Genomic DNA, 23,048 nt, shown 5'->3' on the forward strand with positions numbered 1-23,048 from the left:
TTTGTTATATCTTGGTTTATTTTTTGTAATAGTTATTTTACTTTTTATTTTTCTTTTATTTTTAGTTTAGAGGAAGGGGGGGGGGGCAGCTATTGTTTTTTGATTTTTGGTAGTTATATTTATATAGGAGTATTTTTATATTATTATATTGTAACATAGTGAGTGCTCATTTTTTACTATGTTACTATTTTTTATTATAATCTGATTGATTGGATCAGGAGGTGAAAAAAAAAGATGATGAAAAATAAAATTATGAAAAGTATTTTGTTTAGAGATAAGTGTTTTATTTCATTTCTGTTTGTCCTAGGCTTTTTATTATTATTTAGTGTGTCTAGTGTTAGTGCAGATGAGTATTATTTTAATAGTGATAATATTACAAATGAGAGTTTTCAGGGTGTTATTGATAATAATACTCCTGATGAAGTGATTATTAATCTTGATGATGGTGAGTATTCTCTGGGTCAGATTAATATTACTCGTAATGCTACTATACAAGGTAAGAGTAGTGGTAATGTTAAGATAAATGGATCAGGTATATTGTTTAATATCACTGCATCCAATGTTAAGCTTATTAATTTAACTATCACTGGTTATACTAGTGCTGTTATTGGTAATAGTAGTGATTTAACTGTTACTGGTAATAATATTACTACTAGTGGTATTAGTATTAATATTAGTAGTTCTGGTGATAATTTAACGAATATATCGATTAAAGATAATGTTATTTTTTCTTCTTTTAGTAATGGTAATTATGGTGCTGTTTTTGTTAATGGTAATGGTATGGCTATTTCTTTTGTTTTTTTTATTAATAATAGTATACGTTGTAATGATACTAATAATTTTAATGGTGTTCTTGTTAATTCTAAGGGTTTACGTAATTTGACTTTTTTTGGAAACAACATCACAGGAACAGACCATGGTGTTTATCTGAATGCATCCAGCAGCAACAACACCAATATATCCTTCACTGACAATAACATCACAGGAACAACATTTGGTGTTTATCTGTTTGCATACAGAAGCAGTATCAACACTAATATATCCTTCACTGACAATAATATCACAGGAACATACTATGGTGTTGTTCTGTATGTATACAACAGCAGTATCAACACTAATATAATCTTCACTGACAACAACATCACAGGAAAATCTGGTGTTGATCTGGCTGCATACAACAGCAGTATCAACACTAATATAATCTTCACCAACAATAATATCACAGGAACATCAGGCTATGGTGTTGATCTGCTTGCATACAGCAGCAACAACACTAATATATCCTTCACCAACAATAATATCACAGGAACATCAGGTGTTTATCTGGTTGCATACAGCAGCAATAACACTAATATAATCTTCACTGACAATAATATCACAGGAACATCACGAGGTGTTTATCTGGGTGCATACAGCAGCAGTATCAACACTAATATATCCTTCACCAACAATAATATCACAGGAAGATCAGGCTATGGTGTTTATCTGGCTGCATACAGCAGCAGTATCAACACCAATATATCCTTTGCCAACAACAACATCACAGGAACATCAGGCAATGGTGTTTCTCTGTATGTATACAGCAGCAGTATCAACACCAATATAACTTTCACTGACAATAACATCACAGGAAATTATAGTGTTTCTCTGTCTGCATACAGCAGCAATAACACTAATATAACCTTCGCCAACAACAACATCTTCGCCAACAACAACACAGGAACATCACGAGGTGTTTCTCTGATTGCATACAGCAGCAACAACACTAATATAACCTTCACCAACAATAATATCACAGGAACATCAGGCAATGGTGTTTATCTGTCTGCATACAGCAGCAAAAACACCAATATAATCTTCACCAACAATAATATCACAGGAACATCAGGTTATGGCGTTTATCTGGCTGCATCCAGCAGCAGTATCAACACTAATATATCCTTTGCCAACAATAACATCACAGGAAGATCAAGCTATGGTGTTGGTCTGGATGCATACAGCAGCAAAAACACCAATATAATCTTCACTGACAATAATATCACAGGAAGATCAGGCAATGGTGTTTATCTGTATGCATACAGCAGCAGTATCAACACCAATATAACCTTCACCAACAACAACATCACAGGAACATACACTGGTGCTTACCTGTATGCAGAAAGCAGCAACAACACCAATATAACTTTCACTGACAATAACATCACAGGAACATATGGTGTTGGTCTGGATGTAAACAGCAGTATCAACACTAATATAATCTTCACTGACAATAATATCACAGGTACATCAGTTTATGGTGTTATTCTGTCTGCATACAGCAGCAGTATCAACACCAATATAACTTTCGCCAACAATAATATCACAGGAAGAGACTATGGTGTTTATCTGAATGCATCCAGCAGTATCAACACTAATATATCCTTCACTGACAATAATATCACAGGAAGAGACTATGGTGTTGGTCTGGAGGCATACGGCAGTATCAACACTAATATATCCTTCACCAACAATAATATCACAGGTACATCAGGTGATGGTGTTGGTCTGTATGCAGACAGCAGCAGTATCAACACCAATATAACTTTCACTGACAATAACATCACAGGAACATATAGTGTTTCTCTTTCTGCAACTTACAGCATCAACACTAATATATCCTTCATTGACAATAATATCACAGGAAGAGACTATGGTGTTTATCTGAATGTATTCAACAGTAACAACACTAATATATCCTTCATTGACAATAATATCACAGGAACATCAGACTATGGTGTTATACTGAATGTATTCAGAAGCAACAACACCAATATATCCTTCACCAACAATAATATCACAAGTACATCAGGTGATGGTGTTGATCTGGGTGCAACTTACAGCATCAACACTAATATATCCTTCACTGACAATAATATCATAGGAAACAACTATAGTGTTGTTCTGCATGTAGACAGCAGCATCAACACTAATATATCCTTCACTGACAATAATATCATAGGAACAGACTATGGTGTGCATGTTCGTTCTTATGATGGTAATGTTAGTGGTGTTATGTTTTTGAATAATACTATAAATGCTACTGGTGGTAGTGGTTTTTATTTTGTTAATCATTATAATGTTCCTATTAATGTGACTGATTTTGTTATTCGTGGTAATACTATTTTTGCTAATAATACTGGTTTAAATTTCAGTGGTCTTAAGACTGGTTCTCTTGTTAATGTTACTGTCGAGTATAATAGGATTATTGCTCCTGTTGGAGTGAATCTCAATGGTTATGATAATGGTAGTAGTTTTGATTTTAATTGGTGGGGTGTTAATGATATAACTGGTAAAACTTTAAGTATTAATACTAATAATCATTATATTTTGAGAATTACTAATCTTACTAGTTTGGATAATCTTCAATCAGGTGATAATGTTTCATTCGCATTTTTAGTGCTTAATACTACTTTAAAAAATGACGGTGTTGAGAATTTACCTTATTTTGCTTTGAATGGTACTTTTAATGGTAATAGTTATGATACTAGTCGTGATGATTCATTTGAAGATAATTTTACTGTGTCTTCTGGTACTCAAGTAGTTGCTGCAACTTTAGATAATCAATATGCAATTCTAGCATTTAATACAAATTCTAGTATCATTGTTTCTGATGTTAGTATTGGTGATAAAGCTGTTATTAGTGGTCAATTAAGTAATTATACTGGTGATGGTTCTGATTTGTTGAATGTTACTGTGGATGGAAACGTTTATAGTGATGTTAATATTAATAGTACTGGTGGTTGGAGTCTTAATTACACTACTAACAGAACAGGAAACATTACTGTAACTGTTAATTATCTTGGTAATGATAATTACACAAGTTTTACTAACAATACAAATTTCACTGTGTATAAAAACAGTACTAACAGTACTATCAATGTAGGTAATGTTCAAATTGGAACTAATGCTACTATTACAGGTCAACTTGAGGGTTATACTGGTAATGGTTCTGATTTGTTGAATGTTACTGTTGATGGAAATGTTTATAGTGATGTTAATATTAATAGTACTGGTGGTTGGAGTCTTAATTACACTACTAACAGAACAGGAAACATTACTGTAACTGTTAATTATCTTGGTAATGATAATTACACAAGTTTTACTAATAATACAAATTTCACTGTGTCTAAAAACAGTACTAACAGTACTATCAATGTAGGTAATGTTCAAATTGGTACTAATGCTACTATTACTGGTCAGTTAGCTAATTATACTGTTATAAGTAGTGTTAATGTTACTGTGGATGGTAAATTGTATAGTAATGTTGATGTGGATTCTAATGGTGGTAATTGGACTGTAAACCATTTAACTAATCATACAGGAACTTATATTGTTACTGTTAGTTATAATGAGTCTGATTCTGGTAATTATACTAGTTTCACTAATACTACAACCTTTGAAGTGTTGAAAAACAGTACTAACAGTACTATACTTGTGGATGATGTTCAGGTTGGTGATACTGTGGTTATTACTGGTGTTTTAGCTAATTATACTGTTATAAGTAGTGTGAATGTTACTGTGGATGGTAAATTGTATAGTAATGTTGATGTGGATTCTAATGGTGGTAATTGGACTGTAAGCCATTTAACTAATCATACAGGAACTTACACTGTTACTGTTAGTTATACTGAGTCTGATTCTGGTAATTACACAGCATTTACTAATACTACTAGTTTTGCTGTGTTTAAAAACAGTACTAACAGTACTATACTTGTGGATCCTTCTAGTGTTCATGTTGGTGATACTGCAGTTATTACTGGTCAGCTAGCTAATTACACTGTTATTGGTAGTGTGAATGTTACTGTGGATGGTAAATTGTATAGTAATGTTGTTGTGGATTCTAATGGTGGTAATTGGACTGTAAGCCATTTAACTAATCATACAGGAACTTACACTGTTACTGTTAGTTATACTGAGTCTGATTCTGGTAATTATACTAGTTTTACTAATACTAGTAGTTTTAATGTGTTGAAAAATAGTACTAACAGTACTATACTTGTGAATAATGTTCAAATTGGTACTAATGCTAGTATTAGTGGTACTTTATCTGATGAGAATGGTAATCTTATAGTTAATGTTAATATTACTGTTACTATTGAGGGTGAAACTTTTAGTATAGCTACTAATGATTTTGGTGCTTGGAACCTTATTTATACTCCTCATCATGATGGTGAGTTCTTTGTTAATGTTAGCTGGATTGGTAATGATAATTACACAGGTTTTACTAATACTACTAGTTTTAATGCTAAGTTAGCTAGTGATTCTTCTATTAATATTCCTGGAACTGTTAAATTTAATCAAGCAGTTTCAATTTCTGGTCTTTTAACTGATCAGAATGACAATTCGATAGCTGATGCTAATTTAGAACTTATTATTGATGGTGAAGCTTTTAATGTGACTACTGATTCTGATGGTGTTTGGAGTTTAAATTACACTCCAAAGCATGCTGGAGTCTTTGACTTATCCTTAATTTATCTTGGTGATGATCTTTATGATGGATTCATTGAGAATAAGACTTTCACTGTTAATAAGTTAGCTACTAATTCCATAGTTAATATTCCTACTAATGTTAAATTGGGTGAGACTATCATAATTAGTGGTAAAGCTTATGATGAAAACGGTGATCCATTAGCTAATATTCCTATTACTGTTACAGTAAATGGTAATGTTTATACTTTAAGAACTGATTCTAGTGGTTTTTGGAGTTTAAAATATAAACCAACCCACACAGGTAAAACTAGTGTTAAAGTGTTTTTTAATGGAAACAGTGATTATCTTGGTTTCATTAATAGTTTTAGCTTTAATGTGAAGGATAACAATACTAACCATACCAATCATACTAACCATACTAATAATAGTAACATTACTAATGGTACTGGTAATTTTGGTTTTGCTTCTATGAAGAAGACTGGAATTCCTGTAATTAGTGTTGTTTTAGTTTTGATAGGTATTTTTGTAGTTAGTTTTAGAAGAAAACAGGATTAATCAATACATTTAAAATTTTACATTATTTAGAAGGGATTTATCTTTTTCCCCTTCCATATTTTTTTATCTTTTTTTTTATTGAATCTTGGTTTATTTTTTTTTGTAATGGTTATTTTACTTTTTATCTTTAATTTAAAGAGTATAAAATCATTTTCAAAAATAATATAATTTACAATAAGAATAATACAAATTTTTTGACCAACTAAAAAAATGGATAATCTCACTTTTTCTAAAATTAATGCAAATTTTATATGACTTTCACTATAATTTTTTACAGTGACTTAAAAATACTACATTTTTAATAATTTCCTTCTTAAACCTATTAAATCTTTTAATATTAACACATATAACTACATATATAATCTAAAGTATATAAAATAAACTATGAAGAATATAAAGAAAAAGATTAACAAAAAATACTTAATTGATTGTGCACCAATTATTTTTGTTCAACTAGTATATATACTAAAATAAACAATATTAGCATATTTTAAATAATTTAAACATTTTTCAATTAAAATTAAGAATATACAACTTTGTTCATCGAAAATGTAATTGATGCACAGCCAATTAATAAAAAAAAATAAAAAAATTAATATTCAGAAATCCTCTATAAAAAAATCCTCAAAAAAATATAATTAATGTATTCTTACAATACTATCTTTATTCTCAAAATGTTCATCAAAAGATACAATTTCATGAATATCTAATTCTTCCATTACAGCAATAGAAGTACAATCAGCATAACCAAGAGAACCATCATACTTTTTACAAATATTTATAGCTTTATTTTGAATCTCTTTATCAACCATATAAACATTATAATTATTATTTAACAAATGATACATTTTCTCAATTTCTTTTCCATCCATAATATCCACTAATCCATTTAGTGTTTCGAGTATTATAACATTAGAAATATATCTTTTAGATTTTTCTACTTTTGGAAATAAATTAAGTGCCTCATCATGCCATTGGTCATTATTAACAGTTAATCCAATGATGAAACTTGTATCAATGAAAAGCAAATTAATATTCTCCTCTTTGTCCTTTCCGTTTCAAATCAACAGCATTAGTAGGCTCAGGAGCCTCAGCTATTCCTATCATATCTCTTAAACTATCTTTTTTTTCATGAAACTTTATTATAATTCCATCTTTGATAACTTTAAAATCTATATCATCATTTTCATTAATATTTAAATCATCTCTTAACTTAGCTGGGATAAAAACTTCTTTATTTTTCAATTCTATGTCACTCATAATTATCACACCTATAAATATATTATTGTTTTATCAAATATTTATAATTAATTAATTTTTAGCTAACATTACTTTCATTATCACAAGATTTTTTAAAAAGTTTTTTAATTACAGGGTCATTAAAATCAAATTTAATACCTTTATTTTCTAAAAAATCAAAGCTATTATTAAAAATTCGAAAAATTTCAGCCCAATCAACCTTAAATAATCCTTTTTCCATTAAAAATACTACATTTTTAATAATTTTCTTTTTAAACTTATTGAATCTTTTAATATTAACACATATAACTAAGTATATAATTTAATGTATATAAAATAAACTATGAAGAATATAAAGAAAAAGATTAACAAAAAATACTTAATAAAAAAATAAAAAAATTAATATTCGGAAATCCTCTATTATTTATCTTTATTTTTTAATTTTTTTTTATTATTAGATAGTGGTTTATTTTTTTTGTAATGGTTATTTTACTTTTTATTTTTATAGGTATTTTTAGTTTCATTTTAATAATATTTTTAATATTATTGTTAGTATTATTTTTTAGGTTTTAATATACAAATTATTTGTAATACTATTAATTAAATATTAATAATTTTTTATTAAAAATAGTCAAATATATATCACAGTATGTATAAATAACATACCAACATTTGTATGATGAATTTAACTTTATAAAAATGAGGTGACATAATGTTAGAACTATACAAAAAAATGGTAAACGAGGCTATAGCTGCTCAAAGAGCAGATGTTAGTACTGTTAAGAAAAATAGAGGTAAAGAATTTAAAGTTAAAGATGCTGCAAGTTATGTTAAGGTAGCCGGAGATATGAAAGCTATTGATGGACAAGCTCAATCAGTAATTGATCTTCATGTAAATTCCGTTAATACACATTTTAATACATTAACTAGTTTGACTGATACTGTTAGACCTGAAGATGACCCATTTGTAGAACACTATCAAACACCAGCTATTCTTGAAATCCTTTGTGAAGAAGATGAAGAATTTAAAAATAGCTTAAAAACTTTCATATCTACTATTGATGATTGTGAAGCATTAATAGGAAAAGAAGTAATTAGAAGATATGGTGGATTTTATGGTCCAACTTGTGTAGTTGATTTTGCTCTTATTCCTGGTAGTACTAGTAATGTAGTTAATCAAATATTACTTGAAACTAAAATCCCTGAAGCTCATAAACAAGCTATTTTAGCTGCTAAATCTTGGGGAATGAATACTTCTTATGGTATTGGGGAAGTTTTCTCTAATGAACTTGAATCTGGTACAACAGCTGCTGAAGCTGTCAAAAAAGAAATTGCAATGATTAAGAAAATTTATGAAACACCTATTGATGCACAGGCTGAATTGATGGATGATTCTGGTCATACTTCTTTTGATGTTCGCAAATACATGTCAAAATATAAAAAAGAAATGAGAAACACTACTATTGCTGCTGTTGAGGACGGTGTTCATTATGGAAATATTGTCACTGTTCCAGCTTATTGTGTAGGTGATATTTCTCATCATATAGCTCAATCAACTTATAATATGTGTAAAGATGATATGATTATGGGTATTATTGAAGCTACAACTGATGTAATTGATAATACTTTAAATGCGAATCTTAATAATTATAAATCTGAATTTGATGTTTTATCTTTAGCTACTGGCTCTTCTGCAGCAGCTGTAGAATATATCCTTGAATTAGATGGATTTAATGCTCCGATGATTGTTGATCTTCTAACCAAACGTTTCCATAACTTTGTACAGCAATACCCAGATAGGGGTGCTGCTGCAGAACTTCATAATTGTGATTTTATGGATATGATATACAGAGGATGGGGATATACTGATAAAGCAAGGAGAATGAGAAGTAGTGAAGATGAAGATTTAACTCCTATTGTAAATGGTTTTGAAGTTGATCTTGATCCAGTTAGAACTAATGATATTGTTATGAATCCACAGAGATATACATATCCTGCATGTGCAATTTCTGTTAGATTTTCATCTCTTATGAGATTAGCTGATTATCCTTGTCTTTTAACTAGTGAGCCTGTAACAGCTACTTTAATGACTAATATTATAGCTCTTCATAAAGATAATCCTGCAGCTCCTGTAAGAGGTTGTAAAAATTGTGCTTCAGCAGCTCTTGTAGACTTTAGACATCATTATTGTCAATGGAAAGAAGCTGTATAATATTTGTATAATATTATAGCTTTTTAAAATGTTTAATATCGTTGATTTGGGGTATTAGAAGAAATATTGTAGTTTATTATTTAATAATCTATTATTTAAATTGTAATTTATTATCTAAATTATAATCTATTATTTAAATTGTAATTTATTATTTAAATTATAATTTATTATTTATATTTTTTCTATATTAGCTCATATTTTTTCAGGTGGTTTTATGACCTGTGGAATTGAAAAAAAAGTCTTAGCTGAGCTTATTGGAACATTTTTATTAGTATTTTTTGGAACAGGTTCGGCTGTTGTTACTCTACTTATTACAGATACTTTTGATCCAGGTAATGTTGGTATTGGTGTTCTTGGAGGCCTTGGAGATTGGATAGCAATTGGGTTGGTTTTTGGACTTACTGTAATGGCTTGTATTTATTTATTTGGTAAAATATCTGGTGCACATTTAAATCCTGCGGTTACTATTGGCCTTTTGGTTACAAAAAATATATCTTTAAAAGATTCTTGTTATTATTTTGTTGGTCAATTTATTGGAGCAATATTTGGAAGTTTAGCTCTTTTGGCTATTTTAGGTATGCAATCTGTGACAATTGGTGGTTTAGGTGCAACTGCTCCAGGTTTAGGGGTTAGCTACTCTCAAGCATTTTTTGCTGAATTTATAGGTACATTTTTCTTAATGCTTGTAATTATGGGTGTAGCTGTTGATAAAAAAGCAGATCCTGGTTTTGCAGGAATATCAATTGGTTTTACTGTTGCAGCAGTTATTACAGTTTTAGGGGCATTTACAGGTGCTTCAATTAACCCTGCTCGTACTTTTGGACCCTATCTAGTTGATTTATTGGCTGGTGGAGCAAATCTTTGGATTTTTTATCCAATTTATTTAATTGGTCCTATTTTAGGAGCAATTGTAGCAGCTTTAGTTTATTCCTATATTGCTAAGGGTACTGATGTGTGTGAATTACCACAACCATTTCAAGAATAATCTTTAATAGTTATTTTAGCTATTATTTATTTGCTATTTTAACTATTTTTTTAATTTTAATATTAATTTTAATATTTATAGATTTTAATTTTTGAATGTTTTTCTGATTTTTTCTTTTTTATAGATATATGATTCTTTTTTAAACAAATTTTTGAAAATATTGTGAAAAATTATTTATAAAAAATTATTTATAATTATATAATATTTATTTTACAATTAGATTGTTATTAAAAAATATGAGCAAAATAAATGAAATTTTATCAAAACAAGGATATAGTATAGATTATAATTTAAATATAATGATTAATAATATTTTAAATAACAATGAATTAGATATATCTCTAAATTAATAAGATTTTTGGTGTTTAAATAATGATTTTAGTTACTGGTGGCGCTGGATACATAGGTTCTCACGTTAATAAAGAGCTTCATAAAGAAAGCTTTGATACAGTTGTTTTAGACAATTTAATCAACGGTCATAGCTATGCTGTTAAATGGGGAGATTTTCAGAAGGGAGAATTGTCTGATATTGAGTTTATTAGATCTGTGTTCAATAAATTTGATATTGAAGGAGTAATGCACTTTGCAGCTTTTACATCAGTAGGTGATTCTGTTAAATATCCTGCTAAATATTTTAAAAATAATTATAAAAATACTTTAAATCTTTTGAAGGTTATGAGAGAAAATAATGTGAATAAGTTTATATTTTCTTCAACTGCTGCTGTATATGGTATTCCCAAGAATATTCCAATTAAAGAGGAACATGAATTAAATCCAATCAATCCTTATGGAAAGTCTAAGTTGATGGTTGAACTTGCATTAGAAAAAGAGTCACAATCTAGTTCTAATGATTTTAAGTATTCTGCTCTCAGGTATTTTAATGCTTCTGGTGCAGATCCTGAATGTGAAATTGGTGAAGATCATAATCCTGAAACTCATCTTATTCCTCTTGTTTTAGATGTAGCTTTAGGCAAAAGAGATAAAATTAATATATTTGGGAATGACTATAATACTCCTGATGGAACCTGTATTAGGGATTATATTCATGTAAATGACCTTGCACAGGCTCATATAAAAGCATTTAAGAGCCTTTATAATGAGAATTCTATAGAAAAAGTTTATAATCTTGGTAATGGAAATGGATTTTCTGTTAAGGAGGTTATTGATGTATGTGAAAAAGTTACAGGATTTGAAATTAAAAAAGAAGTGGTTGATAGAAGAGAAGGAGACCCAGATATATTAATAGCTGATTCTAAAAAAGCTTTTGATGTTTTAGGTTGGACTCCTAAATTTTCAGATTTAGAAAAAATAGTTGAAACTTCGTGGAAATGGCATAAAAATAGAGATTAATTTTAGTATTTTATTTTTGACTTTAATTGTTTTATTTTTACTAATTTTATTTTTTTACTATTGAAAATATCTGATTTAGAAAAATTTATATAATATATAATATTATAAATTAATTATTCATTATAAATAGCGAATTTTCACTATGTTAAAATATTAATAAAAATTTTAGTAGTATTTATAAAAATATTATAGAAGGTGATATTATAAAAGGTGATACTTGGGAAAAAAATAGTAATTTTCAACGTTCTAATGAAGCATATCTAGAAAATCAAAATTTATTTATCCAAAAATGCAATAAATTACTTGGGGGGGGGGGCAATGCTAAAAATCATAATTTAGATTATAAATTATTAGATATTGGATGTAATGATGGTATATTTACAAAAATTCTATCTGATAAAATAGGTTATACTCCTTATGGAGTTGATTTTCTTGAAGATTTAATTGTAAATGCTAGAAATAATGGAGTATTAGCAAAAAAAGCAAATATAGACAGTGGAATTCCTTTTGATAATTCTTTTTTTGATTTAATAGTTTCAAATCAGGTTATAGAGCATGTGATGGAAACTGATAATTTTTTTAAAGAAATTTATAGATTATTAAAACCTAATGGATATGCAATTATAAGTTGTCCTAATATAACATCATTTCACAATTTAGGGCTTATGATTTTTGGGATGCAGCCAGTTTCTTTTCATTCAAGCCATATCCAAGTTGGAAATCCTTTATTCGGTACAAAAATTGGAGAATTGTCTTCAGGATTGAGACATGTAAAAATTTTTACAGCACCTGCTTTAAAAGATTTAGCTACTCATCATGGGTTTGAAGTTTTAGATATATATGGATATGGTCATTATTATATTCCAAAATTTATCTCTTCTTTTCTATCTAAATTAACACCAAGATATTCAATATATATTGGCATAGTTTTAAAAAAATTATAATTATCTTATCTTTTTAACATAAGATCCATAACACTATACTTATTTCTTTGATTTTTGTTTTTATTTTGGGTTTGTTCAGAGTTTCCCATTAGTGGGGGCATAGATGATTTTAAGAAGTCTTTGTTAGCTCTATCACTTACTTCTTTAAATATCATTTTATATGCTGTACATTGAGGGTCTACTGATTTAGCTGTTCCAGTAGCTACAATTCCATTATACGGACAACCTCCTCTACAAAACTTTATATATGTACATTCTGCACAATCTTCATCTACAAAGCTTTTAAATTCTTCAAGTTTTTTCCAAGCTTTGCTTTTGGTTAAATCTTCCATATTAGGATTATCTGAAACATTTCCCATTACCCATTCTTCCATACCATTAAAACGATAGCATGGATAAATGCTTCCATCATGCCCAATAGCTAAAGTATCTCCCATACAGTCTGCAAATGTACAGAGAGTTCCTCTTCGCATAAATGAGCTTTTACATATATGGTCAAAGTCTTTTATTTCAATCTTATCAAGGTCATTTAAGTATCTATCAAGAAGGCTGATTAATAATTTTCCATGGTCTTCTTGTGATAATGCCCAAGGATCTGCATTATCTCCTCTCATTGATGGTAATGCTGCGTGGAGTTTGATATTATAACCATTTTCTAAAAAGAAATTATAAACTTTTTTTTCATAATCTTTAGAATATGAGGTAAATGTACATATAAAGCTTACTCTGACTCCATTGTCAGTAGCTATTTTATATCCTTTCATAGTTTTATCAAAATATCCTTTTCCACGTTGATGGTCATTAATTTCTAGGGGTCCATCAATACTAGTACTAATAGCTACATTGTATTCAGCAAATAGTTTAGCTAATTTTTCGTCTATTAACCATAGGTTACTTTGAAGTGAAAAACCAGCTTCTTTATGAGTTGTAGCATTTTTGAGCATTGGTAAAGCTTTTTTGTAAAAATCATAACCTACAAGTAATGGTTCTCCTCCATGGAATGTAAAATGGACGTAATCATCTCTAAAACCATCCAACCAATTTACAATCTGCTCTATTATCTCAATTTCCATCATTCCAGAGCCTTTTTTAGATCCCCAACAGTATTCACAGTTTGATGGACAATCAAGAGTTGGTATAATCATTACATGGAAAGTCATATTTTTACTGTCCTTGTTTGCACTGTCCTGTTTTATTTAACTTTTTAGGATTTATTTATTCTTTTTCGTCTTCTTTTGTTTCAAAGACATATCCACATTTATCACAGACTATACATTTCATTTCTGCATGAGCTTTATGTTCATCTAAAAACTTTCTTTCAACGGTTTTGTCTTTTGAACCACATTTTGGACATTCTGCTAATAATTGTTCTAATTTCATGTTATTATTTTTGTACTTATATTTTAAATAAATTTTTCTAATTTTTTAACTATATATTTTATTTATAATATTTTTATCTATAATTTTTATTTATAATTTTCATTTATAATTTTTATTTTAATATTGTTTATTTAATAGAATTAAAACTATCAATAAGTTTTTTTAAGTTTTTTGATATAGTGATTATTATTTTGATTAATCAGTTATTTTTAACTTATATTTTATTTTTTTAAATCATATTACAATTTATTAGAACATAAAATAGGTTAAATTTAAATAATATAAATTATAGATTATCTTTTTTATAATTATTAATAATGATAAATATTAACTATTTTGCTATTGATCATACTATATTTTTGAAATGATATATTATAGTTATATTAATCTATCTAGAATTAATCTATCCAGAATTAATCTATCAAAATTATATTTTGAAATATTAATTATAAAAATTCAATTTAAATAAAATTGAAAGCTAATTTAAGTAAATAAAGGTATTTATATGAGTTCAAGATTGAAAGAATCAAATTATATAGAATTTGAGAAAAAAATTCAAGATAATTCGTCTAAAGGTAATCTGTCTAAGAATAAGTATGTTATAATCATAACCGCACTCTCTTATTTTTTGTGTGGTTTTTCAGTATCAGTAATATCAGTTGCATTACCAACTATGGCTTTAAACTTTGCAGTTAGTGCTGTAGCTCAAAATTGGATAGCTATGGTATTTTTCCTATCTATAGCTATTTTTTCACTACCTTTTGGAAAAATATCAGCAAAATTTGGATTAAAAAAGACTTTCTATATAGGATTAATACTTCTTATAATAGGGTCTTTTGGAGTTTCTATTTCAAATTCTTCCGATATTTTAATAGTTTTTAGAGCTTTACAAGGTTTAAGCGTTGCAATTTTGAATGTTTCAACCTTAGCTATTGTAACTGAATCTTTACCATTAAATGAAAGAGGTAAAGGAATTGGAATCATTACTTCTATTGCATATGTTGGACTTATTGCAGCTAATGTTATTGGTGGATTTTTAACCAATAATTTTGGGTGGAGAAGTGTTTTTTTATTTGTTATACCATTTTTAATATTAACTATTTTAATTACTTACTTTAAAGTTCCAAATGAATGGGTTTTAATGAAAGATGATAAGTTTGACTATGTTGGAGCTTTAATTTTTGGATTAGCTATTTCACTTTTAACCTATGGTTTTACAATAATGCATACTTTACAGGGAGTAGGTTTACTAATATTATCAATATTATTGTTTCTGATTTTTGGAAAATGGCAGCTAAATATAAAGTTTCCACTATTTCCAGTTAAAATTTTGAAAAATAAAAAATTTACTTATTCAAGTATTGCTGCATTATTATGTTCTTTCTCAACATTTGTTGTTATTTATATTGTTGATTATCATTTACAATACATAAATAATGTTGATCCTCAAACCACTGGATTAATTTTAATGTTAGCTCCAATTTCAATGGCGATATCTACATTTTTTGCTGGAAGATTTTCTGATAGATTTAATCCTCAATTTATTGCAAGTTTTGGTTTAGGTATAGTTTTTATAGCTTTAATAATCCTTACTCTTTTAAATGAAACTACTCCTTTATCGGTTGTTATTTTAACTATTATTCTTGAAGGTATTGGTTATGGAATATTTATATCTCCAAATACAAATATTGTTGTAAGTTCTCTTCCAGATAAATTAGCCTCAATTGCATCAGCTACTGTTTCAACAACAAGAGTTATAGGAGAAACTTTAAGTTTAGGGATTTTGACTGTTATTTTTGCAGTTATAATGGGATCTCTTCAGATAATTCCTAAATATTATCCTTTGCTAATTGAAAGTTCACAAATTGTTTCTATTTTACTAGCTTTTGGTTGTTTGATAGGCATTATTTTTTCTTTGATTGGAGTTAAAGAATTTAAAGTTTTAAAAATTTAATTATTTTAGTCAGTTTATATATTTTATTTATTTTTATTTATTTTTAGTTATTTTATTTATTTTAACAGTGTTATTTTATTAAATATTTCTAATTCTTCTTAATTTACTTATCTATTTTAATTATTTTTATGATATCATGGTAAAATTTATATATAATTATATTCAACATTATAATAGTGAACGTTCATTTCATATTGAATTTAATCCTTAATATTTTGATATATCTATATATTTATATATTTTTTATAATAATTGTATAGGGAATGTTCATTATATATTTAGCAATATTTAGAATAACATTATTATTTGGAACAATATTATTTAGAACAATATTATTTAGAATAATATTATTATTTAGAATATTAGTTTGATTATTATTTGGAATATTGTTAATTTAGTAAATATCTGGGTATATCTGGAATAGTAAATATCTGTAAAATAATTTACTAATTTTTAGTATTGTTAATATTAAAGAATAGATTTTAAAAGAAGTGTTAAAATGAACAGAAAGTTATTTAATGAAAGTTTTATTAGTAAAACTCTGATCTTTTCATTGATATTTTTTATATTGATTATATCAATAGCAACTGTTTCAGCTGCATCTGAAATTTATGTGAGTCCTGATGGTAAGGATTCAAATATTGGAACTAATTCTTCACCAAAACTCACGATTAAAAATGCAGTTAATGTTGCTACAAGTGGAGATAATATAAAATTGAAAAATGGAACATATAATCTCTCTGGTGATTATAATATAGTTTTATCTAAGAATTTAACTTTCATTGGTGAGAATGCAATAATTGATGCACAAAGAAAAAGTAATATGTTTAAAATACAACCTGGTGCTAATGTAACATTTATTAATATTACTTTTATCAATGGTTTAGATTATCAGGGAGGATCTATATCAAACAAAGGTTTTTTAACGGTTAAAAATTGTGTATTTAAAAATAATACTGCAAATACTGCAAGTGGTGGTGGTGCAATCCACAGTAATGGTACTTTTTTAGTTGAAAATTCCACGTTTATTAATAATTATGCTGGATATAGTGGAGGGGCGATATATAATGATGGAAGTGATAATTCGATTATTAAAGATTCAAACTTCATAAATAACAGTGCATATCAACATGGAGGGGCAATGGATAATGTTTATGGATCTAATATTACAATAATCAACTCCTCGTTTATAAATAATTCTGTTGTTGTTAGTGGTGGAGGTGCATTATACCTTCATGATTTTGATGGTGATGATATATTTATAATAATAAACTCTACTTTTGTAAACAACACAGCTAAAAGAGATGGAGGAGCAATTTATAATTTAGGTAATAATACTATTATTGAAGGATCAGAATTCATTAATAACACTGCAGAACAAAGAGGAGGGGCAATTTATAATCAAAATACTAATACTACCATTAATAATTCGGCTTTTATAAATAACACATTAATTAATTCACCTAATTACTATGGTGGTTCAATCTATAATAGTGGATTAAACTTAAAAATAAATGGATCTAAATTTATATCTAATTCTATGTTTGATAATTTAATAGCTATTTATACAACACAGCCTTCATTCAATATTACTAACAATGATTTTAGTTATAATGAAATTATTTTAGGATTAGGCTTTGATAATTCAAACATCGATTTTAATAAACAATGGATTAATAATAGCTATAAAAATAATGAAATAATAATGGTTATTGAAGGAAATAGAAATAATTTTAACAATGGTTTATTCATAGGAGATAGTTCTAGTAGTAGTGTTAATAGTATTAATAATAGTGCAGCTATAGTAATCACTGGAAAATGGAATAATTTGACTAATATTAATATATCTAATTTTACTGTTGCAGGAATAGCTTTTCATCAAAATTCTTCATATAATACTTTTAAAAATGGTAATATTGAAAATATAAGAGATAATATTTCTAATTTTGGTATTGGTATACAAATTTTTGGTAGTGGAAATAATGTCACAGGTTCTAATATTATCAATAATGATATTGGATTCTTTGGTTATACTGATTCTAGTGTTTCAAATGCTATAAATTATAATCGAATACTGAATAATACTAATGGATCTTATAATTGGGGTAACTGGCTTGATTTAAATTATAATTGGTGGGGTCAAAATAATATTTCTGGTCAATTAAATGATTTTGGGAATAACACTGATTTAAAATATTGGTATGTGCTTCAGTTATCTTCTCTTGATTTTGAAACAATTGTCAATGCAAGTAAATCTTATCCTCATGGAACTCATGTTATTATGGGATATAATTTTACACTTAATGATAATTCTGTAGCAAACAATCCAAACTTACTTCCATTATTTAATGTTACTGTTGAATTAATTAATCAAACTGGAGTTAGTTATGTTATTTACTCTCAAAGTGGAGATATTAGGAATTCTTCTTATTCTTCTAATCCAATAATTGTTTATAATAATGAAACAATTTATATGATTTATGCTAACTCTGACAATGAAAATGTTACTTTGAGAATCGATGGTATTCCTTCTGTTAATATAACTATAAATAAAACTGCAAATGTAACTACTCCTAATAATGGAGATAATATTACTTATACTATAACTGTCAAAAATAATGGTCTAGACAATGCTACTGGAGTTTTTGTAAGTGACATATTAGATCCAAGATTAATATTTATCTCTTCTGATGGTAATTATACTAATTCTACAGGTATATGGAATATTGGAACATTATCTGCTGGTCAAACTGTAACCTTAACTATTAATGTTACAATTAATGGTACTGGTTTTATTCCAAATTATGCTTCTGTTAATTCAACTGAGAACAATACAAACCCTAATACAACTGTAAGTTATAATATAACTGTACCTCCTTATTCTGACTTAATATTAACTAAAACTGCAAATGTTACATCTGCTAAAATTGGAGATTATATTGAATACATGATCACTGTTAGAAATAATGGTCCTAATGAAGCAAATCTTGTAAAAGTTTATGATTGGCTTGATCATAGGCTAATATTTATTAGTTCTTCAACTGATAATGGTAGTTATGATAATAATACTGGTATTTGGGATATTGGTAATATTTCATCTGATGAAACTGTAAATTTAACTATTATTGTTCAAGCTAATGCTTTAGGGGTTGTTCCAAATGTTGCAAATGTTACTGCCAATACTTCAATAGTTCCTCATCCTAATATAACGTTCAATGTCACTATATATCCTGTTGTAAATATAACTATTAATAAAACTGTAAATATCACAGTAGTTAATGATGGTAGCTATGTTCAATATATAATTACAGTTATAAATTATGGGCCTGATAATGCAACCGAAGTAGTTGTATATGATTTGTTAGATGAAAGATTGAGATTTATATCAAGTAGTGATGACAGTAACTATAATTATATTACAGGTATTTGGAATATTGGTAATCTAACTTCAGGAGAAACTCGTAGCTTGATAATTGATGTTATGGTAAATGGTTTAGGTAATATTACAAATTTTGCTAATGTCACATCTAAAGAGAACAATACTAATCCTAAAACTAATGATAGTGTAGATATCTTTTCAAATCCAACTGTCAATGTAACTGTAAATAAAACTGTAAGTCATGATACTGCAAATATTGGTGATGGGCTTGTATATAACCTTGTTGTTACCAACAATGGCCCAAGTAATGCCACAAATGTTTATGTATTTGATAAGCTAGATCCAAGATTAATTTTTGTTGAAGCTGATGGAGATGGGGTATATGATGAGAATACTGGAATTTGGTATTTGGAGAATCTAAATTCTGGAGAATCTGCAATATTGACAATAATCGTTATTGTAAATGGTACAGGAAATATTGTTAACAAAGCTAATGTAACTACATTTGAAAATAACACTCCTCCAGATACAAATGTTAATGTAACAACTAAAGTAGATCCGCTTGTTAATATAACTATTAATAAAAGTGTAAATGTCACTAAGGTTAAAAATGGTGAGTATATTAAATATATTATTACAGTTATAAATAATGGACCTGATAATGCAACAAATGTTTTAGTACTTGATAAATTAAACTCTAAACTAATTTATATATCGGATAATAGTAAAGATAAATATAATCCTAATACTGGTTTATGGAATATTGGTGATTTAGCTGATGGAGAAGTTAAATCCTTAATTATTAATGCAAAAGTCAATGGTATTGGAAATATTTCAAACTTTGCAAGTGTTAATTCAACAGAAAAGAATGTTAATCCTAAACCTAAAACCAATATATCTATTATATCTAAAGCCACTTTTGATGTTTCTATTAGTATTACTGCTCATCCTTCTATAGTTAAGATTGGTAAAAAAGTTTACTACACTGTTAAAGTATCTAATGATGATGTAAATAAAGCCACTGGAGCTAAAGCAAAGATAAATATTCCTAAAAATCTTGAACTTCTTGGTTACAAGGCATTTGAAGGAATTTATAATCCAAAAACTGGAATTTGGGATATTGGTTCATTAGAGCCTGGAAAATCTGTTGTTTTGAGAATCGTTGCTAAAACTATGGAAAGGGGATATGTCGATTTTCCAGTATTTGTTAAAATCAATCAAGCTGAAACTAATTTGTCTAATAATAATGCTGATGTTGAAATATTAGTATTAGAGAATAATAAAACAAAAAATAATACAGATAACAAAACACAAAGTACTGATAAAAAATCAAATATTGGTTATACTAAAATGAAAAATACAGGTATTCCAGTGGCTATTCTTTTCATATTAGCTGTCTTTTATTTATTTGTTAATAGGAAAATAGAATAACTTATTATTTAGTATTTTTTATCTTTTATTTATTCCATTAACTTTTTTTATTTTTTATTTTTTATTTATTTTTATTAACTTTTTAATTTTTTAATTTTTTTTTGAAATTCTTTTTGATTTTGTTTTATAAAAATTTATATACTTTATGTAATATAATTTATATTCAATTAATTTAATTCAATTTACTTTTTATTCAATTTGTATTAGATGTTTTATATAAGATATAATTTATATTATGTAATTTTTTAGAAATTTAGGTAGATTTTATGGAGATTGTAATAGGGCTTCCTAAGGGAAGTTTAAATAATGTAAATAGAGGAAACACCTATCAACTTTTTAAAGATGCTGGGTATGAAGTTCGTGGATATGAACCTGGAAACGAGTCTTATGAAATTAATATTGCTAATGATGATGAAATTAAGGCATTTTTAACTCGTCCTCAAAGTACTCCTGTTGAACTCAATAGAGGAATGGTTGATATTGCTATTGTTGGTGAAGACTGGGTTAAAGAAGAGTCTGTTTCTCATGAAGGAGGAATAACAAAAATTGGTGACCTTGATTATGGCCAAACTCGTCTTATAGTAGCTGTTCCAGTTGATTCTCCTTATTTCTCTTTAAGTGAGTTTTTTAGACTTAATAAAGATCGTAAAACTCCTATTCTCTGTTTTACAGAGTATCCGAACCTTACTCGTAAGCATATTATGGAAAATGATGGGTATAAAGAAGTTTTTGGAGATTCTATTCCTCTTGTTCAGGTTAGAGGTTTAGTTGATGGTGAAAATGATATGGTTCAAATAATTAACTCTGATGGTGCTACTGAAGTATATATAGCTAAAGGCGCAGATCTTATTGTAGATAATACTCAAACAGGTAGCAGTCTAAAGAAAGCTGGTTTAGTTGAGCTTGAAACTATAATGCATTCCTCTGCTGGTCTTTATGCAGGTGTTAGCTGTGTTGATGAAAAGCTGGAAAAAGCTAAAATGATTTTTGAACAGCTTTATGGTGCAACTACCGCTAGAAAATACTTTGATGTTAAATTTAATGTTAACAATGATATTGCTTTAGTTGTAAGTGATTTTTTAGTGGATAATGGTTATTGTTCTGATGAGCCTACCATTAATTCTGGAAGTAAATTTTCTCAGATTAATGTTTTAATTGAAAAAAATAAGTTTCCAGAAATGCTAAACGGTATAAAAAAATATAATGCTTCTTCTGTTGTTAGAAATGATGTTAAACAATATGTAAAATGAGTCATTAATATAATTTTTTAAATAATAACTTATTATATAAATAATAGCTTAATATTTCAGTAATAGATTAATATTTTAGTAATAATTTGTTCATTTAACTAATAGATCAGTTCTTTTAATAATAACTTACTATTTTAATAATAGGGTGTATTTTATGAATATTAAAAATAATATAATTTTAGCAATGGATTTAATGGATATTTTAGAAGCTTATGAGGTTGTTGAGGAAATTTCAGATTATATTAACACGATTAAAATTGGTTATCCATTAACGTTAGCTGAAGGACTTAAATCTATAGGTATATTTAAGGATAATTTTGATTTCAATGTTATTTGTGATTATAAGGTAGCTGATATTCCTGAAACTAATTCTAAAATAGCTGATTTAACTTTTAATGCTGGTGCTGATGCTATTATAACTCATGGTTTTGTTGGAGAGGATAGTGTTAAAGCTTGTTTAGATGTTGCCTCTAATTATAATGGTGATGTTTTTCTTTTAACAGAAATGTCTCATCCTGGGGCTCAGATGTTTCTTCAAGGAGTTGCTGATGATATCGCTAAAATGGGCCTTGAAATGGGGATTAAAAATTATGTAGCTCCGTCAACAAGACTTAATAGGCTTTCTGAAATTAGAAATATTGTTGGAAAAGATTCTTTTATCATATCTCCCGGTGTTGGTACTCAAGGTGGAGATCCTAAGGATACTTTGAAATATGCTGATGCTTTAATTATTGGAAGATCTATTTATGCTTCAAACAATCCTAAGGAAGCTATTGAAAGTATTTTAAATTCTTTAAAATAGTTATATTTTTTTAAAACATTAAAATTACTATATTTATTTTTTATTAATAAAATAATCACGATTTTTCAATATTATTTTCAATATTATTTTCAATATTA

At 27.5% G+C, this 23,048-nt stretch carries 14 protein-coding genes; 9 read left to right on the forward strand and 5 right to left on the reverse strand.

Annotation, left to right across the window (positions count from 1 at the left end):
• The first annotated feature begins 237 nt into the window (after positions 1-237).
• A complete protein-coding gene (locus tag MarbSA_RS00055; protein ID WP_221061576.1) occupies positions 238-6,024 on the forward strand; it encodes a beta strand repeat-containing protein in 5,787 nt (1,928 codons plus the stop codon).
• A 638-nt stretch (positions 6,025-6,662) separates the two neighbouring features.
• Here the strand turns inward: MarbSA_RS00055 and MarbSA_RS00060 are convergent.
• Genes MarbSA_RS00060 through MarbSA_RS00070 form a run of 3 tightly spaced genes read right to left on the reverse strand, consistent with a single transcriptional unit; the run spans position 6,663 to position 7,504 of the window.
• A complete protein-coding gene (locus MarbSA_RS00060; RefSeq protein ID WP_054835065.1) occupies positions 6,663-7,052 on the reverse strand; it encodes a type II toxin-antitoxin system VapC family toxin in 390 nt (129 codons plus the stop codon).
• A gap of 1 nt (position 7,053) precedes the next feature.
• Positions 7,054-7,284: an AbrB/MazE/SpoVT family DNA-binding domain-containing protein gene (locus tag MarbSA_RS00065; RefSeq protein ID WP_221061577.1), complete on the reverse strand. Its 231-nt coding sequence runs from the start codon at positions 7,282-7,284 to the stop codon at positions 7,054-7,056.
• 58 nt (positions 7,285-7,342) lie between these two features.
• Entirely contained in the window at positions 7,343-7,504 is a 162-nt protein-coding gene (locus MarbSA_RS00070; protein WP_156314629.1) for a hypothetical protein, read from the reverse strand.
• 471 nt (positions 7,505-7,975) lie between these two features.
• On the opposite strand from MarbSA_RS00070, the gene MarbSA_RS00075 reads away from it, so the two are divergent.
• From MarbSA_RS00075 to MarbSA_RS00090, 4 genes are all read left to right on the forward strand, one after another.
• Entirely contained in the window at positions 7,976-9,475 is a 1,500-nt protein-coding gene (locus tag MarbSA_RS00075) for a DUF2193 domain-containing protein (protein WP_042703736.1), read from the forward strand.
• A gap of 214 nt (positions 9,476-9,689) precedes the next feature.
• Positions 9,690-10,460 (forward strand): MIP/aquaporin family protein, encoded by a 771-nt coding sequence (locus tag MarbSA_RS00080; RefSeq protein WP_221061578.1) that lies wholly within the window; start codon positions 9,690-9,692, stop codon positions 10,458-10,460.
• Between the two features lie 372 nt (positions 10,461-10,832).
• Positions 10,833-11,810 carry a UDP-glucose 4-epimerase GalE gene (galE, locus tag MarbSA_RS00085; RefSeq protein WP_054835272.1) on the forward strand — a complete coding sequence of 326 codons (978 nt, stop codon included), beginning with the start codon at positions 10,833-10,835 and terminating at the stop codon, positions 11,808-11,810.
• A 203-nt stretch (positions 11,811-12,013) separates the two neighbouring features.
• Positions 12,014-12,754: a class I SAM-dependent methyltransferase gene (locus MarbSA_RS00090; protein WP_280636283.1), complete on the forward strand. Its 741-nt coding sequence runs from the start codon at positions 12,014-12,016 to the stop codon at positions 12,752-12,754.
• A 5-nt stretch (positions 12,755-12,759) separates the two neighbouring features.
• Here MarbSA_RS00090 and MarbSA_RS00095 read toward each other — a convergent pair whose 3' ends face one another.
• The gene (locus MarbSA_RS00095; protein ID WP_221061579.1) at positions 12,760-13,914 is read right to left on the reverse strand and encodes a TIGR04083 family peptide-modifying radical SAM enzyme; all 1,155 of its coding nucleotides are present in this window, start codon (positions 13,912-13,914) and stop codon (positions 12,760-12,762) included.
• 55 nt (positions 13,915-13,969) lie between these two features.
• A complete protein-coding gene (locus MarbSA_RS00100) occupies positions 13,970-14,134 on the reverse strand; it encodes a TIGR04165 family Cys-rich peptide (protein WP_042703744.1) in 165 nt (54 codons plus the stop codon).
• Between the two features lie 505 nt (positions 14,135-14,639).
• Here MarbSA_RS00100 and MarbSA_RS00105 point away from each other — a divergent pair.
• From MarbSA_RS00105 to pyrF, 4 genes are all read left to right on the forward strand, one after another.
• Positions 14,640-16,088 (forward strand): MFS transporter, encoded by a 1,449-nt coding sequence (locus tag MarbSA_RS00105; protein ID WP_054835275.1) that lies wholly within the window; start codon positions 14,640-14,642, stop codon positions 16,086-16,088.
• A 499-nt stretch (positions 16,089-16,587) separates the two neighbouring features.
• The gene (locus tag MarbSA_RS00110) at positions 16,588-20,898 is read left to right on the forward strand and encodes a DUF11 domain-containing protein (RefSeq protein ID WP_221061580.1); all 4,311 of its coding nucleotides are present in this window, start codon (positions 16,588-16,590) and stop codon (positions 20,896-20,898) included.
• A 266-nt stretch (positions 20,899-21,164) separates the two neighbouring features.
• Positions 21,165-22,148, forward strand: coding sequence for an ATP phosphoribosyltransferase (locus MarbSA_RS00115; protein WP_221061581.1), 984 nt, complete (start codon positions 21,165-21,167; stop codon positions 22,146-22,148).
• A 154-nt stretch (positions 22,149-22,302) separates the two neighbouring features.
• Positions 22,303-22,950, forward strand: a complete 648-nt coding sequence (gene pyrF, locus MarbSA_RS00120) for an orotidine-5'-phosphate decarboxylase (protein WP_221061582.1) — start codon at positions 22,303-22,305, stop codon at positions 22,948-22,950.
• Positions 22,951-23,048 lie beyond the last annotated feature (98 nt).

The sequence above is a fragment of the Methanobrevibacter arboriphilus genome (assembly GCF_019669925.1).
Classification (GTDB): Archaea; Methanobacteriota; Methanobacteria; order Methanobacteriales; family Methanobacteriaceae; genus Methanobinarius; species Methanobinarius arboriphilus_A.

What these genes read in the sequence shown, in the direction of transcription:
- MarbSA_RS00055 (WP_221061576.1), top strand. Translation starts at nt 238, where the DNA reads ATGAAAAATAAAATTATGAAAAGTATTTTGTTTAGAGATAAGTGTTTT.
- MarbSA_RS00065 (WP_221061577.1), bottom strand. Translation starts at nt 7,284, where the DNA reads ATGAGTGACATAGAATTGAAAAATAAAGAAGTTTTTATCCCAGCTAAG.
- MarbSA_RS00070 (WP_156314629.1), bottom strand. Translation starts at nt 7,504, where the DNA reads ATGGAAAAAGGATTATTTAAGGTTGATTGGGCTGAAATTTTTCGAATT.
- MarbSA_RS00075 (WP_042703736.1), top strand. Translation starts at nt 7,976, where the DNA reads ATGTTAGAACTATACAAAAAAATGGTAAACGAGGCTATAGCTGCTCAA.
- MarbSA_RS00080 (WP_221061578.1), top strand. Translation starts at nt 9,690, where the DNA reads ATGACCTGTGGAATTGAAAAAAAAGTCTTAGCTGAGCTTATTGGAACA.
- galE (WP_054835272.1), top strand. Translation starts at nt 10,833, where the DNA reads ATGATTTTAGTTACTGGTGGCGCTGGATACATAGGTTCTCACGTTAAT.
- MarbSA_RS00095 (WP_221061579.1), bottom strand. Translation starts at nt 13,914, where the DNA reads ATGACTTTCCATGTAATGATTATACCAACTCTTGATTGTCCATCAAAC.
- MarbSA_RS00100 (WP_042703744.1), bottom strand. Translation starts at nt 14,134, where the DNA reads ATGAAATTAGAACAATTATTAGCAGAATGTCCAAAATGTGGTTCAAAA.
- MarbSA_RS00105 (WP_054835275.1), top strand. Translation starts at nt 14,640, where the DNA reads ATGAGTTCAAGATTGAAAGAATCAAATTATATAGAATTTGAGAAAAAA.
- MarbSA_RS00110 (WP_221061580.1), top strand. Translation starts at nt 16,588, where the DNA reads ATGAACAGAAAGTTATTTAATGAAAGTTTTATTAGTAAAACTCTGATC.
- MarbSA_RS00115 (WP_221061581.1), top strand. Translation starts at nt 21,165, where the DNA reads ATGGAGATTGTAATAGGGCTTCCTAAGGGAAGTTTAAATAATGTAAAT.
- pyrF (WP_221061582.1), top strand. Translation starts at nt 22,303, where the DNA reads ATGAATATTAAAAATAATATAATTTTAGCAATGGATTTAATGGATATT.